Source organism: Streptomyces sp. NPDC025793 (assembly GCF_055558375.1).
Genome location: NZ_JBVHMR010000026.1, coordinates 28,144 through 44,924, shown reverse-complemented (window position 1 = coordinate 44,924; position 16,781 = coordinate 28,144). Strand labels below are relative to the sequence as shown.

Annotated in this window: 7 protein-coding genes; all 7 read left to right on the top strand. The window is 73.8% G+C overall.

The window, feature by feature from the left end; translation table 11 throughout:
- Positions 1–29: 29 nt before the first annotated feature.
- Genes ACZ4MF_RS34800 through ACZ4MF_RS34770 form a run of 7 tightly spaced genes read left to right on the top strand, consistent with a single transcriptional unit; the run spans position 30 to position 16,770 of the window.
- On the top strand, positions 30–9,155 hold the full coding sequence (locus ACZ4MF_RS34800) for a type I polyketide synthase (RefSeq protein WP_467496435.1): 9,126 nt from the start codon (positions 30–32) through the stop codon (positions 9,153–9,155).
- Complete coding sequence (locus tag ACZ4MF_RS34795) at positions 9,152–12,745, top strand: SDR family oxidoreductase (RefSeq protein WP_467496433.1); 3,594 nt, start codon at positions 9,152–9,154, stop codon at positions 12,743–12,745. The genes ACZ4MF_RS34800 and ACZ4MF_RS34795 overlap by 4 nt, the downstream gene beginning before the upstream one ends.
- Positions 12,742–13,608, top strand: coding sequence for a 3-hydroxyacyl-CoA dehydrogenase family protein (locus ACZ4MF_RS34790; protein WP_467496431.1), 867 nt, complete (start codon positions 12,742–12,744; stop codon positions 13,606–13,608). The genes ACZ4MF_RS34795 and ACZ4MF_RS34790 overlap by 4 nt, the downstream gene beginning before the upstream one ends.
- Positions 13,609–13,638: 30 nt before the next feature.
- Positions 13,639–13,899 carry an acyl carrier protein gene (locus ACZ4MF_RS34785; RefSeq protein ID WP_467496429.1) on the top strand — a complete coding sequence of 87 codons (261 nt, stop codon included), beginning with the start codon at positions 13,639–13,641 and terminating at the stop codon, positions 13,897–13,899.
- Positions 13,896–15,008 carry an acyl-CoA dehydrogenase family protein gene (locus ACZ4MF_RS34780; RefSeq protein ID WP_467496427.1) on the top strand — a complete coding sequence of 371 codons (1,113 nt, stop codon included), beginning with the start codon at positions 13,896–13,898 and terminating at the stop codon, positions 15,006–15,008. Before ACZ4MF_RS34785 ends, ACZ4MF_RS34780 begins: the two co-directional genes overlap by 4 nt.
- Positions 15,005–16,039, top strand: coding sequence for an HAD-IIIC family phosphatase (locus tag ACZ4MF_RS34775; protein ID WP_467496425.1), 1,035 nt, complete (start codon positions 15,005–15,007; stop codon positions 16,037–16,039). Before ACZ4MF_RS34780 ends, ACZ4MF_RS34775 begins: the two co-directional genes overlap by 4 nt.
- Positions 16,036–16,770 carry a thioesterase II family protein gene (locus ACZ4MF_RS34770; protein ID WP_467496423.1) on the top strand — a complete coding sequence of 245 codons (735 nt, stop codon included), beginning with the start codon at positions 16,036–16,038 and terminating at the stop codon, positions 16,768–16,770. The genes ACZ4MF_RS34775 and ACZ4MF_RS34770 overlap by 4 nt, the downstream gene beginning before the upstream one ends.
- Positions 16,771–16,781 lie beyond the last annotated feature (11 nt).

Sequence of the window (16,781 nt, the reverse complement as noted above, 5' to 3'; positions counted from 1 at the left end):
CGCAGAAGGACAGGCAAGGTGAGTCACACATGACGGACAGCCAGCAGCCGCCCGAGGACCTCGGACCGGCCGTCGCTCTGGTCGGCATGGCCGGCCGCTTCCCGGGCGCCGACGACGTGCGCGGCCTGTGGGCCGCCCTGCGGGCGGGCCGGTGCACCGTCACCGAGTTCGACGAGGCCGAACTGCGCGCGAACGGCGTCCCCGAGAGCCTGCTCGCCGACCCCGCCTACGTGCGCGCCGGGTCGGTCATCGACGGCATCGACCTCTTCGACGCCGGCTTCTTCGGCTACACCCCGCGCGAGGCCCAGCTCCTCGACCCGCAGCAGCGGCTGTTCCTGGAGACCTGCTGGCACGCCCTGGAGGACGCGGCCGTCGACCCGGCCGGCTACGACGGCGCCGTCGGCGTCGTCGCCGGCTCCGCGATGAGCTCCTACCTGCTGCACAACCTCGCCGCGCACGCGGCCGTCCTGGAGACCGCCGGCGAGGTCCAGATCGGCATCGCCAACGACAAGGACTCCCTGGCCACGCGCGTCGCGCACGCCCTGGACCTCACCGGGCCCTGCTACAGCGTCCAGAGCTACTGCTCGACGTCCCTCGTCGCGGTCGCCGCCGCCTGCTCGGCCCTCGTCAGCGGCGAGGCGGACGTCATGCTCGCGGGCGGCGTCACCGTCGCCGTCCCCCAGCGCGTCGGCTATCTCTACCAAGAGGCCGGCATGTCCTCGCCCGACGGCAGGTGCCACGCCTTCGACGCGAACGCGCAGGGCACGCCCGTCGGCAGCGGCGTCGGCGTCGTCGCCCTCAAGCGGCTGGAGGACGCCGAGGCCGACGGCGACCGCATCTACGCGGTGCTGCGCGGCTGGGCCGTGAACAACGACGGCTCCGACAAGGTCGGCTTCACCGCGCCCGGCGTGCGCGGACAGGCCGCCGTCGTCGCCGAGGCCCTCGCCAGCGCCGGCCTCGGACCCGCCGACATCGACTACGTCGAGGCGCACGGCACCGGCACCCCGCTCGGCGACGCCGCCGAGATCTCCTCGCTCCAGCAGGTCTTCGACGTGGACGGCGTCGAGCGCACCCTCATCGGCTCCGCCAAGAGCAACCTGGGCCACCTCGACCGCGCGGCGGGCGTCACCGGCCTCATCAAGGCCGCCCTCAGCCTCCACCACGAGGAGATCCCGCCCACCCTCCACCTCGACCGCCCCAACCCCCAGCTCGCCCGCTCCGGCGAGAAGCTGACCCCGGTCACCGAACTGACCCCCTGGCAGCGCGGCGAACGCGTCCGCCGGGCCGGGATCAGCGCCTTCGGCATGGGCGGCACCAACGCCCACGTCGTCGCCGAGGAAGCCGAGCCGCCCGCCCGTGACGGCCGCGCCGAACCCCGCCGCCACCAGGTCCTGCTGTGGTCGGCCCGCACCCAGGACGCCGCCTGCGAGGCCACCGCCCGCCTCGGCGCCCACCTCGCCGCCCCCGGCGACTGGGACCGTACGGACAGCGACCTCGCGGACACCGCGTACACCCTCCAGACCGGCCGCGCCGTCTTCGAACACCGCCGGGCCCTGGTCGCCGGCAGCGCGGAGTCCGCCGTCGAGGCCCTCACCGGCGACGAGGCCCACCGCGTCCTCGCCCGCCGCGAGGGCACCACCCGCCGCCCCGTCTCCCTGCTCCTCGCGGGGGTCGGCGAGCACTACAAAGGCATGGTCGCCGGGCTCTACGCCGCCGAGCCCGTCTTCGCCGAAGCCCTCGACGAGGCCGTCGCCCACCTCACCCCGCACCTAGGGGAGAACCCCGTCGCCGACCTCGTCGCCACCCGCGACCGGGGCGCCGACGACCTCGCCCGCCTCCTCGGCCGGACCGGCGCCGACGACTCGTCCCAGCTCGGCCGCACCGAGATCGCGCAGCCCGCCGTGTTCGCCGTCGACTACGCCCTCGGCACCCTCCTCGAAGCCTGGGGCGTGCGCCCCCGCCTCCTGCTGGGCTACAGCGTCGGCGAGTTCGCCGCCGCCGGCCTCGCGGGCGCGCTCACCCTGCCCGAGGCCGCCGGACTCGTCGCTGTCCGCGCCAAGCTGATCGCCGGCCTGCCCACCGGCATGATGGCCGCCGTCCCGCTGTCCGCGACCGCCTTGACGGCCCGCTACTCGCCGCACACTCGCTTCGGCGTCGACATCGCCGCCCACAACGGGCCGACGGTCAGCGTCGTCTCCGGGCCCGCCGACAACGTCCGCGCCCTGTCCGAGCAGCTCTTCGCCGACGGGCTGCCCTGCCGGCCGCTGCGCACGACGCACGCCTTCCACTCCTCGATGCTGCGGCCCGCCGCCGAGCCCCTCACCGAGTGGGCCCGCGCGAACCTGCGCCCCAAGGCGCCGCGCATCCCTTACCTGTCGAACGTGTCCGGCGCGCCGGTCACCGAGCAGCAGATCACCGACCCCGGTTACTGGGCCCGGCACATGTGCTCGGCCGTCCGCTTCTCCGACATGCTCAAGCACGCCCTCACCGACAGCCAGGACGTCCTGCTGGAGATCGGCCCCGGGAACTCCCTCGGCGCCCTCGCCCGCAACCACCCCGACTGCCCGCCCGACCGCTGGCCCCTCCTCGTCCCCACCCTCCCCGCCGAGGCCGACCCGACCTCCGACGAGGAGACCCTCGCGAACGCGGTCGCCCAACTCTGGCTCACCGGCGCCGAGCTGGACTGGGACGCGTACCACGAGGACCGGCAGCCCCGGAAAGTGTCCCTGCCGGACTACCCGTTCCAGCGGGAGCGCTACTGGATCGACCCGCCCACCATTGCCGCTCCGGTCACGCCCGTCCGGCCGCAGCCCCGCGAGGAGATCCTCGTCCCGCACTGGGCGCCCGCCCCGCTCCCCGGGAACGCGTCGGCCCCGGCAGGCCCGGTGTGGGTGCTCGCCGACACCGGGGGAGTGGCCGAGGCCGTCACGGAACGCCTCGGCGGCCCGGTGGTCCAGGTGCGGCCGGGCGAGGCGTACGAGGCCGCCGGCGACGGCTCGTTCACGGTGCGCCCCTCCGAACCCGCCGACTGGAAAGCCCTGTTGGCCGACGCGGATGCCCCCTCGCTCGTCCTCCACCTCTGGGGCACCGACCCCGCCACGGCCGACGACCCTGACCGTGCCCTCGAATTCGGCTTCGCGAGCCTGTGCGCGCTGGCCCCGGCCCTCGGCAACACCGGCGCGCGGATCGTCACGGTGACCGACTCGGCGCGGGCCGTCCTCCCCGGCGACGTCCCCGTCCCGGCGCGCGCCGCCGCCCTGGGCGCCTGCCTCGTCGTCCCGCAGGAGCACCCCTCGCTGACGGTCCGCTCCGTGGACGTCGCCCTCGTCGCCGACGGCGTGCGGACCGTCGCGGACGCGGTGCTGCGCGAGACGGACCCGGCGGCGCAGGGCCGCGCCGTCGCCTGGCGCGGCGGACAGCGCACCGCGCTGGAGCACAGGGCTGAAGAGCGCGCCGACACCGAGGATTTGACGGTTCGTCAGGACGGCGTCGTCCTCGTCACCGGCGGCCTCGGCGAGGTCGGCCGGATCGTCGCCCGCCACCTCGGCGCGGACGGCGCGACCGTCGTCCTCACCGGCCGGCGCCCCGCCGAGGACGCCGACGCGACCCTCAGGTACCTCGCCGACCACGGCGTCACCGCCGAGTACGCCGTCGCGGACGTCACCGACGAGACCGCCCTGCGCCGCGTCCTCACCGGCCTCGCCGACCGCTTCGGGCACGTCGACGGCGTCGTCCACCTCGCCGCCGTCACCGGACCCGACCTCTTCGGCGCCCTCGCCCTCCTCGAACCGGCCGCGAGGGACGCCCACTTCGCGCCCAAGCTGCACGGCACGACCGTCCTCGAACGCGTCCTCGCGGACATCCCGGCGGGCTTCTGCCTCCTGTTCTCCTCCGTCTCCACCGTCCTCGGCGGCATCGGCTTCGGCGGATACGCGGCGGCCAACTCCGCCCTGGACGCCTTCCCGTACCGCCACACGGACGACGACACCCGCTGGATCGCGGTCAACTGGGACACCTGGGCGCCCACCGCCGCCGCCCTCGACGGCCGGGAGATCGGCGCCACACAGGTCGAGCACTCCCTGACCGAGGCACAGGCCCTCGCCGTGCTCGACCGGATCATGGCCCACCCCGTGCCCCGCACGGTCGTCAGCGCGGGCGGCCTCCAGGCCCGCGTCGAGCAGTGGCTCGACCAGGACGGCCCTGAGGAAGAGGAGCTGGCCCGCCCGGCCGGGGACCGCTTCCCGCGCCCCGCGCTCGCCCAGTCCTTCGTCCCGCCCAGCGGCCCCCGCGAACGCAGGCTCGCGGAGATCTGGGAGGACGTCCTCGGCATCGACGGCGTCGGCTCCCGCGACAACTTCGCCGACCTCGGCGGCACGTCGCTCATGGCGCTGCAACTCGTCAAGCGCATCCAGAAGGCGTTCTCCGTCGCCGTCTCCCCGGTCGCCCTGTTCGAGGCGCCGACCGTCCACACGATGGCCGCGCTCCTCGACCGCATCGCCGGCCCCGCACAGGTCGAGGAACCCGCGCCGCAGCCCGCGCCGAAGTCCCCGGCACGTACCCACGACGGCCTCGAACCCATCGCCGTCGTCGGCCTCGCCTGCCGCTTCCCCGGCGCGAAGAACCCCCAGGAGTTCTGGGCCAACCTCCGCGACGGCATCGAGTCCGTCAGCCACTTCACCGAGGACGAGCTGCGCGCCTCCGGCGTCCCCGACGAGCTGATCGCCCACCCCGACTACGTCCCGGCGAAACCCGTCCTGGACGACATCAGGGGCTTCGACGCGAACTTCTTCGGCTACAGCGCCCGCGACGCCGTCATCACCGACCCGCAGCACCGGCTCATGCTGGAGATCTGCTGGGAGGCCCTCGACGACGGCGGCTACGGCGCCGCCGACACGCGCGGCCGGGTCGGGGTCTTCGCGGGCTCCAACATCAGCTCCTACCTGAGCAGTTACCTGCTGAGCGGCGCCATCGAGGGCGAGGCGGACATCTACGCCTCCGTCATCGGCAACGACAAGGACTCCCTCGCCACCGGAGTCTCCTACAAACTCGGCCTGACCGGGCCGAGCCTCAGCGTCCAGACGTTCTGCTCGACCGCGCTGGTGGCCACCCACCTCGCCTGCCAGAGCCTGCGCTCCGGAGAGTGCGAACTCGCCCTCGCCGGCGGCGTCGCCATCCACGTCCCCGACAAGGTCGGCCACCTCCACCAGCCCGGCGGCATGGAGGCCCGCGAGGGCCACGTCCGCACCTTCGACGCCGACGCCTCCGGCACCCTCTTCGGCGACGGCGCAGGCGTCGTCCTCCTCAAGCGGCTCAGCGACGCCATCGCCGACGGCGACCACGTGTACGCCGTCATCCGGGGCTCGGCCGTCAACAACGACGGCTCCCTGAAGGTCGGTTACACCGCCCCCAGCGTCGTCGGCCAGGCCCGCGTCGTCACCGACGCCCTCGCCGCCGCCGGGGTCGACCCCGCCGACGTCGGCTACGTCGAGGCGCACGGCACGGCCACCGAACTCGGCGACCCCATCGAAGTCGCCGCCCTCACCAAGGCGTTCGGCCCCGGCCCGCGCCGGCAGGGCACGCCCATCGGCTCGGTGAAGACCAACATCGGCCACCTCGCGGCGGCGGCCGGCTCCAGCGGCCTCATCAAGACGGTCCTGTCCGTCAGCCACGGCCAGATCCCGCCCAGCCTCAACTTCGAACACCCCAACCCGGAGATCGACTTCGCGTCGACCCCCTTCCACGTCAACTCTCGCCTCACCGACTGGATCCCGCCCCCCGGCAAACGCCGCATCGCGGGCGTCAACTCCCTCGGCATGGGCGGCACCAACGTCCACGTCGTCGTGGAGGAGGCCCCCGAACCGGCGCCGGTCACGCGCGCGGGCCGCCGCTACGAGGTGGTCCCGCTGTCCGGCCGCACCCCCGAGGCCGCCGACTCCGCCGTACAGCGCCTGCGGGGCCACCTGACGGCCCGCCCCGAACTCGCCCTCACCGACGTCGCGTTCACCGCGCAGACCGGCCGCGCCACCTTCGAACACCGCCGCGCCCTGGTCACCGACGGCGGCCTCGACGGCCCCGTCCTCGGCCGCGCCGAAACGCTCGTCGAGCGGCCCGCCGCCTTCCTCATCGCCGGCGTCGGCGAGCAGTACCCCGGCATGGTCCGCGAACTGTACGCACGGGAAGCGGAGTTCAGGGCCGCCGTCGACGAGTGCGGGGACGTCCTGCGCTACCTCCTCGACACGGACGTCGTCGCGCTCCTCACCGGCCCGCGCACGGCCCAGGAGGACCCGTTCGCCGCGATGCTCCGGGCCCGCGAGAGCAAGGCGGCCGACGAGACCCCGCTGACCCGCACCGAGATCGCCCAGCCGGCCGTGTTCGTCGCCGAGTACGCGCTCGCGAGACTCCTCGTGTCCTGGGGCGTCCAGCCCGCCCAGATGCTCGGCTACAGCCTCGGCGAGTACGTCGCCGCCTGCCTGTCCGGCGTCCTCACCCTGCCGGACGCGCTCCGACTGGTCGCCTTCCGCGCCCAGTTGATCTCCCGGCTCCCTGAAGGCGGCATGCTGGCCGTCGCCCGCACCTCGGCCCAGCTCACCGACCTCGCCGAGGCGGGCCTCGAAGTCGCCGCCCTCAACGGGCCCGACGTCACGGTCGTCGGCGGCGAGAACGCGGCCGTCGACGCCTACGCCGCGAAGCTGGAGCGCGCCGGGATCGCCCACCGCAAGCTGGCCACCAGCCACGCCTTCCACACCTCGATGCTGGAGCCGGCCCGCGCCGAACTCACCGGCTGGGCCCGCGCCAACCTCCGCCCCGGCGCGCCGAACCGGCCCTACGTCTCCTGCCTCACCGGGCAGCCCGTCACCGCCGAACTGGTCGCCGACCCCGAGTACTGGGGACGCCACATGGTCTCCCCGGTCCGCTTCGCCGACGGCCTCGCCCAGCTCCTCGCCGACCCCGACCTCGCGCTCCTGGAGATCGGCGCCGGACAGTCGCTCGGCGCGATCGCCCGCAGCCACCCCGGCTGCCCGCCCGCACGCGGCACGCTGATCGTCGCCACCCTGCCCAACGCGGCCGACCCGACGCCCGACGACCGGACCCTCGCCGACGCCCTCGCCGGGCTGTGGCTCGCGGGCGTGCGCGTCGACTGGGCGGCCCACCAGGCGGGGCGCGACCCGCGCCGGGTGCCGCTGCCGTCGTACCCGTTCGAGCGCACCGACTACTGGATCGTCCCCGAGGGCGCCGCGCAGAAGCCCGGCTCCCCGGTGCCCGAGGCACTCCCGCTGCTCCCGCAGGAGGAGTGGGTACAGGCCCAGGTGTGGCGGCAGACCGCACCCCGCACGGGAAGCCTGCCGGCGGCACGCTGGCTGCTGCTGGGCGACGACGACGCCCTCACCGGCGACCTCAGGGAACTGCTGGAGGCGGCGGGCGGCACCGCCGTCGTCGTCCGGCCCGGGGAGTCCGCCGCCGAAGGCGACGCCCTCTTCGTCCGCCCCGGCGACCCGGCCGCCTTCCGCACCCTCCTCAAGCGGCTCAAGGACGACGGCCCCGGCCTCCCCGAGCGCGTCGTGCACCTGTGGTCCCGAAAGCCCGGCGACTCCCTGGCACGCGGCCTGCACACCCTCGTCGCCCTCACCCGCGCGATGGCCGACGCGGGCGCCGCCAAATGGGCCCTGGACGTCGTCACCTCGGGCACGGCGTCGGTGACCGGCGCCGAGAGCATCCAGCCCGAACTCGCCACCCTCCTCGGCCCGGTACGGGTGATCCCGCTCGAATACCCGGACGTCACCTGCCGCCTGATCGACCTCGACACCGACGCCCCCGTCACCGCCTGCACCCTCGCCACGGAACTCGGCGACGGCGGCCACGCCCCCCTCGTCGCCCTGCGCCGGGGCCGCCGCTGGCTCCCCGACTACGAACCGGTACCGGCAGGGGAGAGAGCCGACGTCCTGCGCGAGGAAGGCGTCTACCTCGTCACCGGCGGACTCGGCGGCATCGGCCTCGCCATGGCCGAACGCCTCGCCCGCGACGTCCGGGCCCGCCTGGTGCTCGTCGGCCGCACCGGCCTCCCGCCCCGCGACACCTGGGACAGCGTCCTCGCCGACCCGGCCGCCACCGACGAGGTCCGCCGACGCCTCACCGGCGTCCGCAGGATCGAGGAGCACGGCGGCCAGGTCACGGTCGTCACCGGCGACGTGGCCGACCCGGACACCGCCGCCCGCGCGGTCGCCGAGGCACACACCCGCTTCGGCGCCCTGCACGGCGTCCTGCACGCGGCGGGCCTGCCCGGCATCGGCCTCATGCAGTTCAAGACCGAGGCCGAGATCGAGAAGGTCATGGCCCCCAAGGTCGCCGGAACCGACGCCCTGCGCACAGCACTCGAGGGCACGGACATCGACTTCCTGGCGCTGTTCTCCTCCATCACCTCCGCCACCGGCGGCGGCCCCGGCCAGCTCGACTACTGCGCCGCCAACGCCTACCTCGACGCCACCGCACACGCCGCCGCCCAGCGGCCCGGCGCCCCGCGCACGGTCGCCGTCGGCTGGGGCGAGTGGCAGTGGAACGCGTGGGAGGCGGGCCTCGCCGGATACGACCCCAAGGTCCGCGAGTACTTCCGCGAGAGCCGCAGGAAGTTCGGCATCGGCTTCGACGAGGGCTGGAACGCCCTGCTGCGGGTGCTCTCCCTCGGCGAGCCCCATCTCGTCGTCAACACGCAGGACTTCTCGGCGATGGCGAAGGGCGCCACCCGGTTCAACGTCGAGGCCATCGGCAAGGCCCGCGACACCTGGCTCGAAGGCGCCTGCCACCCCCGCCCCGACCTCCTCACCCCCTACGTCGCACCCAGCGGCGACACCGAGACGGCGATCGCCGAGGTATGGGCCCAGATGCTCGGCCTCGACCAGGTCGGCGCGGGCGACAGCTTCTTCGCCCTCGGCGGCAACTCGCTGACCGGCATGGAGGTCATGGCCCGCATCCGCCGCCGCCTCGACATCGACGACCTACCGCCGTACGTGCTCTACGAGGCGCCCACCGTGAGCGCCCTCGCCCGGCACGTCACCGGCTCGACCGGACAGGAAACCTCCGCCGACGAGTCCGAGCGCGGCAGGCAGCGCCGCTGCGGCCTGAAGCGGGCCCGGCAGAACAGGAAGACGGCGGGCGAATGAGCGACGAGACCTACACCCCTGACGGCGTCGCCGACGACGACGCCGACGTCCTCGAATCCCGGGTCGCCGTCATCGGCATGGCCGGCCGCTTCCCCGGCGCCGCGAGCCCCGCGGAGCTGTGGCGGGCGCTCGCCGAGGGCGCCGACGGGCTGCGCGAGATCACCGACGAGGAACTGGCCGCAGCCCAGGTGCCCGCCGCCCTCCTCGCCGACCCGCGTTACGTCCGCCGGGGCGCCCCCCTCGACGGCGTCGAGGACTTCGACGCCGCGTTCTTCGGCTTCAACCCCCGCGAGGCCGAGGTCACCGACCCCCAGCACCGGCTGTTCCTGGAGTGCTGCTGGGAGGCCCTGGAGAGCGCCGGCTACCCCCCGAACCGGATGCCGGGCACGGTCGGCGTGGTCGGCGGCGTCGGCTTCAGCCACTACGGCCTGCGGCACGTCCTGCCCCGCCCCGACGTCATGGCCACCATCACCAGCGGCCAGTACGGCATCGGCACCATGTCCGACTCGCTGTGCACGATGGTCGCCTACAAACTCGGCCTCACCGGCCCGGTGCTCAGCGTCCAGACCGCCTGCTCGACCTCGCTGGTCGCCGTCCACATGGCCGTCCAGAGCCTCCTGACCTACGAGTGCGACACCGCGCTCGCCGGGGGCGTCTCCATCGAGGACCCGCTGCCCGCCGGATACACCTACGAAGAGGGCTCGATCGTCTCGCCCGACGGCGTCGTCCGCAGCTTCGACGCCGACGCGGACGGCAGCGTCTGGGGCAAGGGCGTCGGCGTCGTCGCCCTCAAGCGCCTCGCCGACGCCCTGCGCGACGGCGACCACGTCCACGCCGTCATCCTCGGCTCCGCTGTCAACAACGACGGCGCCGACCGGGGCGCGTACGTCGCCCCCTCGGCCATCGGCGAGCGCACGGTCATCGGGACGGCCCTGTCGGTGGCCGGCGTCGACCCGGCGACCGTCGACTACGTGGAGTGCCACGCCACCGGCACCCGCCTCGGCGACGCCATCGAACTCGCCGCCGTCGACAAGGCGTTCCCCGGCCCCCGCGCCGAGAAGCTCGTCCTGTCCTCGCTGAAGCCGTCCCTGGGCCACCTCGACCGGGCCTCCGGGGTGACCGGCCTCATCCGGGCGGTCCAGGCTCTGGAACACCGCGAACTCCCCGGCACCCGCCACTTCCGCACCCCCAACCCGGCCCTCGCGACGGACCGCTTCGAAGTCCTCGCCGCGAACCGCCCGTGGCCGAAGCGCCCGCACCCGCGCCGGGCGGGCGTCAGCTCCTTCGGAGCGGGCGGCACGAACGCGCACGTGGTCCTCGAAGAGGCGCCGCAGCGGGAGACCCGCACCTCCGAGGGGCCGTACGTCCTCACGCTGTCCGCCCGCACCCCGACCGCCCTCGCCGCCAGCGCCGAGCGCCTGCGCGACCACCTGGCCTCGGCCGACGCCGACCTCGCCGACGTCGCCTACACCCTCCAGGTCAGCCGGACGACGTTCCCCTACCGCCTGGCCGTCGTCGCCGAGTCCGCCGAGGACGCCGTCGCGGCGCTCGCCGACCCGCAGCGGGCGCGGACAGCCGGCCCGGTGACCGGGGCCCCGCCCGCCGAGGCACCCGCCGACGCCGTGGCCGCCGTCGGACCCTGGCTGGAGGGCGCCGACGTCGACTGGGCCGCGCTGTACGAGCCGGGGGAGCGCGGCAGGGTTCCGCTCCCCGCCTACCCCTTCGAACGGCAGCGGTACTTCCTCGACCGGGTGCCCTTCCCCGGCGCGGGCGCCGCCGGAGCAGTCCCGGAGGCGCCGGGACGCATCCCGGACCCCGCCGACTGGTACGCCCACCCCGTCTGGCACCGGCTCCCCGCCGCCACCCCGGCCCGCCCCGAGAGGCTGCGCGAGCTGGGCCCCTGGTGGGTGTTCGCCGCCGACGAGACCGGGTACGGAGCCGCGCGCACGCTGCACGAGCAGGGCGCCGAAGTCGTCGTCGTCCGCCCGAAGGACGATACCGGCACGCCCGGCCTCGGCGGCCTGGCCGTGGTGGACGTCGACCCCGTCTCCCGGGACGGGCACGCCGCGCTCCTCACCGAGCTGGGCCGGCCGCGCACCGTCCTGCACCTGTGGAGCCCCGCCGCGCCCCAGGGCGACTTCGACGCCGCCCAGCGGTACGGCTACTACGCCGTGCAGGCCCTCGCCAGCGCCCTCGCGGACGACCGCACACCCGGTGCCGTCCACCTCGTCGCGGGCACGTCGGGCGCGGTCAGCGCCGTCGGGGACGACCTGGTGCGGCCCGAACAGTCCACACTCCAGGGCCTGTTGAGGGTGATCTCGCAGGAGGTCGGCGACATCGGCTGCCGTCTCGTGGACCTCCCCGACAGCGCCGGTGAGATCCTCGACGAGGCCGCGACCCTCGACGCCCCCACCGAGCCGGTCGCCCTGCGCCGCACCGGCCGCTGGGTCCGCTCCTTCGCGCCCCTGCGCCTGGAGAACACCGGCGAGGCCGTCGTCGCCCCCGGCAGCACCGTCCTCATCACCGGCGGCCTCGGCGACGTCGGCGCGGTCCTCGCCGCCCACCTCGCCGCGACCCGGGGCAGCAACCTCGTCCTCACCGGCCGCACCCCCCTCCCGCCGGAGGAGGAGTGGCCCGCCCACCTCGCAGCGCACCCCGACAGCCGCGCGGCCCGCCATATCCGTACCGTGCACCGGTTGCGGGAGGCCGGCGCCGAGGTTCTCGCGCTCGGTGCGGACGTCGCCGACCGGCACGCCATGGCCGGAGTCCTCGACGCGGCACGCGAGCGGTTCGGCGGGATCGACGTCGTGATCCACGCGGCCGGCGTGCAGTCCGCGGACTGCTTCGGCGCCGCCGTGAACCTGGCCAGGGAGGCCTGCGAGCCGCACTTCCGGTCCAAGCCGGGCGGCCTCCTCGTCCTGGAGGAGCTGCTGCGCGAGGGCGAGGCCCCCGTCCGGCTCGCCGTCTCCTCCGTCTCCTCTCTCCTCGGCGGCCTCGCGCACGCCCCCTACGCCGCCGCGAACGCCGCGCTGGACGCCTACGTCCACGCCCTCGCGCAGCGGCCCGGCCCCGCATGGCTCGCCGTCAACTGGGACTCCTGGCTCGTCGGCGACCGCACCGAGGACTCCCTCGGCGCCACCGTCAAGGGCTACGGCATGGACGCCGCCGAAGGCACCGACGCCTTCGAACGCACCCTGTCCCTGTACGGCCGCACGCCTCAGCTCGTCGTCTCCGTCGGCCCGCTGGACCACCGCCTCACCCAGTGGACGACGTCCCCCGCCGACGGCGAGTCGGGGGAGGGGCCCCGCCACCCCCGGCCCGCGCTGACCGTGCCGTACGAGGAGCCGACGGGCGAGGTGGAGACGGCGCTGGCCGGGATGTGGGGCGAGATCCTCGGCATCGACGGGGTCGGCGCGAACGACAGCTTCTTCGACCTGGGAGGCCACTCCCTGGCCGCGGTGCGGCTGATGGCCCGCATCCGGGCGAAGTTCGGCGGAATGCCGGTGGACGTCCTCATCGGCAACCCCACGGTCCGTGCCTTCGGCAAGGAACTGATCGCCGCGAAGGCGGCGGAAGGAGCACAGCGGTGACGAACGTCGCAGTGGTCGGCGCGGGTGTCATGGGCATCGGCGTCGCACAGAACCTGGCGCAGAGCGGGCACACGGTCACGCTCGTCGACAGGGACCAGGACATCGTCGACCGGGCGATCGCCCGGATCGGCCTGAACTGCCGGATGAGCGCGATGCTCGGCGGCCCCGTGGTCGACTCGGACGAGATCCTCGCCCGCATCACCGGCGGCACCGAACTCGCCCTCCTCGCGGACGCCGAGGTCGTGATCGAGAACATCACCGAGAACTGGGAGCTGAAGAGCGAGCTGTACCCGCGCCTGGACGCCGCCGCCCGCCCGGACGCGGTGCTCGTCGCCAACACCTCCGCGATCCCCATCACCCGGATCGCCTCCCTCACGAAGCGGCCCGCGCAGGTCGTCGGCGTGCACTTCATGAACCCGGTCCCGATGAAGAAGGCCGTCGAGCTGATCCCCGGCCACCACACCACCGAGGACTCCCTCAAGAAGGTCCGCGAACTCCTCGACTCCATGGGCAAGAAGGCCATCGACGTCAACGACGCGAGCGGCTTCGTCTCCAACCGGGTCCTCATGCTCACCGTCAACGAGGCCGCCTACCTGGTGTACGAGGGCGTCGCGGACGCGGCGACCGTCGACGAGGTCTTCCGCGAGTGCTTCGGCCACCCCATGGGCCCGCTGGAGACCGCCGACCTCATCGGCGTCGACACCATCCTCTACAGCGTCGAGGTGCTCCACGAGCACTTCGCCGACAGCAAGTACCGGCCCTGCCCGCTGCTGAAGAAGATGACCGACGCCGGCCTGCACGGGCGCAAGACCGGAGAGGGCTTCTACCGGTACGGCGACAGCGGCGCCCTCCTCCCCAACTGACCCCTGATTTCCGGCAAGGAGAAACAGATCATGAGCAACACCGACGCCCGTGCCCGGATCCGGGAGTTCATCAGCGGCCGGTTCCCCCAGATCACCTTCGACGACGACCAGGACATCTTCGAGATGGGCTTCGTGAACTCCCTGTTCGCGATGGAACTGGTCATGTTCGTGGAGCGGGCGTTCGGCGTCCGCGTCCCCAACACCGAACTGCGCCGCGAGAACTTCCGCTCGGTGACGGCGATCACCGACGTCGTCGAGCGGATCACCGCGGCCACCGCCTCCGCCGGATGACCGCCGCCGACAGCCGGGAGCTCCTCGCCGCCGTCCGCGCCTTCGTCGACGACGAACTGCGGCCCCGCGTCGAGGAGTTCGACCGGGACGAGCACATCCCCGGCGACCTCCTCAAACGGGTCGCGGACCTCGGCCTGTGGGCGCCCTTCCTGACCGGCACACCCATGGTCACCGTCGGCGAGATCCACGAGGAGATCGGCCGCGGCTGCTCCTCGCTGCGCAGCCTCCTCACCGTCCACGGCATGGCGTCCTGGTCGGTTCGGCACTGGGGCGACGACGCCCAGCGCGCCCGCTGGCTGCCCGGCCTCACCGACGGGTCCCTCCTCGGCGCGTTCGCCCTGACCGGGCCCGAGGGCGGCAGCGACCCGTCGGTGTCGGCCACGACCGCCGTGCGCGACGGCGAGGGCTGGGTCCTGAACGGCCGCAAGAAGTGGATCACCGGCGGCCAGGTCGCCGGCCTCTACCTCCTGTTCGCCCGCACCGACGGCGGCATGACCGCCTTCCTGGTGCCCCGCGACACCGTCGGCGTCACCGTCGAACCCCTCTCGGGCATCCTCGGCACCCGCGCCAGCATGCTCGCCGAGGTGATCCTCGACGACGTGCCGCTCGGCGACGACGCCGTCCTCGGCCCCCTCGGCTGGGCCACCGGCACCGTCATGACCTCCGCCCTCGACTTCGGCCGGTTCAGCGTGGCCAGCGGCAGCGTCGGCATCATCCAGGCCTGCCTCGACGCCAGCGTCGCCTACACCACCGCCCGCACCACGAGCGAGGGCCCGCTGTTCGACCGCCAGCTCGTCCGGCAGAAGATCAGCGACATGGTCACCGGCCTGCGCGCCGCCCGCCTGCTGTGCCGGGAGGCCGGACGCCTCAAGGACGCCGACGACCCGGCCGCCATCATGGCCAACTGGATCGCCAAGTACCACGCCTCGACGACCGCCGCCGCCTGCGCGTCCGTCGCCGTCCAGCTGCACGGCGCCGCCGGCTGCTCCCCGGAGCACCCCGTCGCCCGGCTCTACCGGGACGCCAAGGTCATGGAGATCATCGAGGGCTCCACCGAACTCCAGCAGATCACCATCGCCGAACAGGCACACCAGGAGGTGACCCGGTGACCACGCTCAAGCGGGGCCAGATCAAGTGCGTCGTCTGGGACCTCGACCACACCCTGTGGGACGGCATCCTCCTGGAGGACGGCGACGTCACCGTCCGCCCCGAGGCCGTCGCCCACATTCGGCGCCTCGACGAACTCGGCGTCCTGCACTCCGTCGTCAGCCGCAACGACCCGGAAGCGGCGCTGGCCCGCCTCAAGGCCGAAGGCCTCGACCACTACTTCCTGTACCCGCAGATCGGCTGGAACCCCAAGTCGGACTCCGTGAACCAGGTCGCCGCCTCCCTCAACATCGGCCTCGACGCGATCGCCTTCGTCGACGACCAGCCCTTCGAACGCGAGGAGGTCACCCACGCCCACCCGGCCGTCACCACGGTCGACGCCGCCGACCTCTCACCGCTCGACGGCGAGGGCTTCACGCCCCGCTTCGTCACCGACGAGTCCCGGGTGCGCCGCGAGATGTACGCCAGCACGGTCGTGCGCGACCAGGCCGAGCAGGAGCACACCGGCACGAGCGAGGAGTTCCTCGCCACTCTCGGCATGCGCTTCACCATCGCGCCCGCCCAGACCGAGGACCTCCAGCGCGCCGAGGAACTCACCGTCCGCACCAACCAGCTCAACTCCACCGGCCGCACCTACTCCTACGAGGAACTCGACGAGCTGCGCCGCTCCGACGACCACCTCCTGCTCGTCGCCTCCCTCACCGACCGCTACGGCAGCTACGGCAAGATCGGCCTCGCCCTCGTCGAACTCGGCGCCGAGCACTGGCACCTGCGGATGATGCTGATGTCCTGCCGCGTCATGTCGAGGGGCGTCGGCACCGTCCTGCTCAACCACATCATGGGCCTCGCAGCCAGCGCCGGGGCGGGCCTGCGGGCCGAGTTCGTCGAGACCGGCCGCAACCGGATGATGTACGTCACCTACGCGTTCGCCGGGTTCACCGAGGCCGAGCGCGACGGCGACCACGTCGTCCTCGAAGCCGACCTCGGGCGGGTCCAGTCCCCGCCCGACTACCTCACGGTGGAGGTGCTGTGACCAGTTGCTGGCTCCCCTTCGGCGAGGTGGCCACCGAACGCCCCCGCCTGTTCTGCTACCCCAACGCGGGCTCCGGAGCGGCCATGTACGCCCCCTGGCGCGACCTCACTCTCCCCGGCGTGGACATCTGCCCCCTCCAGCCGCCCGGCCGCGCCGAGCGCTACCAGGACAAGCCCCACACGCAGCTCGCCCCCCTCGTCGACGACCTGATGGAGAGCCTCGACGGGCACTTCGAGGGCACCTACGCCCTCTACGGGCACAGCCTCGGCGCCCTCGTCGTCCACGAACTCGCCCGCCGCCTGCGCGCCGAGGGCGCCCCCGAGCCCGTCCACCTCTTCGTGTCCGGCCGGGCCGCCCCCCACCTGCCCGACGTCCGCCCCCAGCTCTTCGCCATGCCCACCCCCGAACTGGTCCCGCACCTGCGGGAGATCGGCGGCACCCCCGAGAGCGTGCTCGGCGAACCCGACCTCCTGGACGTCTTCCTGCCCACGCTGCGCGCCGACTTCGAGGTCAACGAGAGCTACCGGTACATCCCCGAGGCCGCTCTCACGATCCCGCTCACCGTCTTCGGCGGCACCCGCGACCCGCGCGCCGACGAACGCGAACTGCACGCCTGGTCCGGGCTCACCGAGGCCGAATTCAGGCTGCGGACGTTCGACGGCGGCCACTTCTTCATCACCCCCCACGCCCAGGCCCTCGTCACCGAGATGACCGGCGCCCTGCGGCCCTGACCCGTCCGAAA

Excerpts from the sequence above, each read along its gene's own strand:
- ACZ4MF_RS34780 (WP_467496427.1), top strand. The coding sequence starts at position 13,896 with ATGACCGCCGCCGACAGCCGGGAGCTCCTCGCCGCCGTCCGCGCCTTC.
- ACZ4MF_RS34785 (WP_467496429.1), top strand. The coding sequence starts at position 13,639 with ATGAGCAACACCGACGCCCGTGCCCGGATCCGGGAGTTCATCAGCGGC.
- ACZ4MF_RS34800 (WP_467496435.1), top strand. The coding sequence starts at position 30 with ATGACGGACAGCCAGCAGCCGCCCGAGGACCTCGGACCGGCCGTCGCT.
- ACZ4MF_RS34795 (WP_467496433.1), top strand. The coding sequence starts at position 9,152 with ATGAGCGACGAGACCTACACCCCTGACGGCGTCGCCGACGACGACGCC.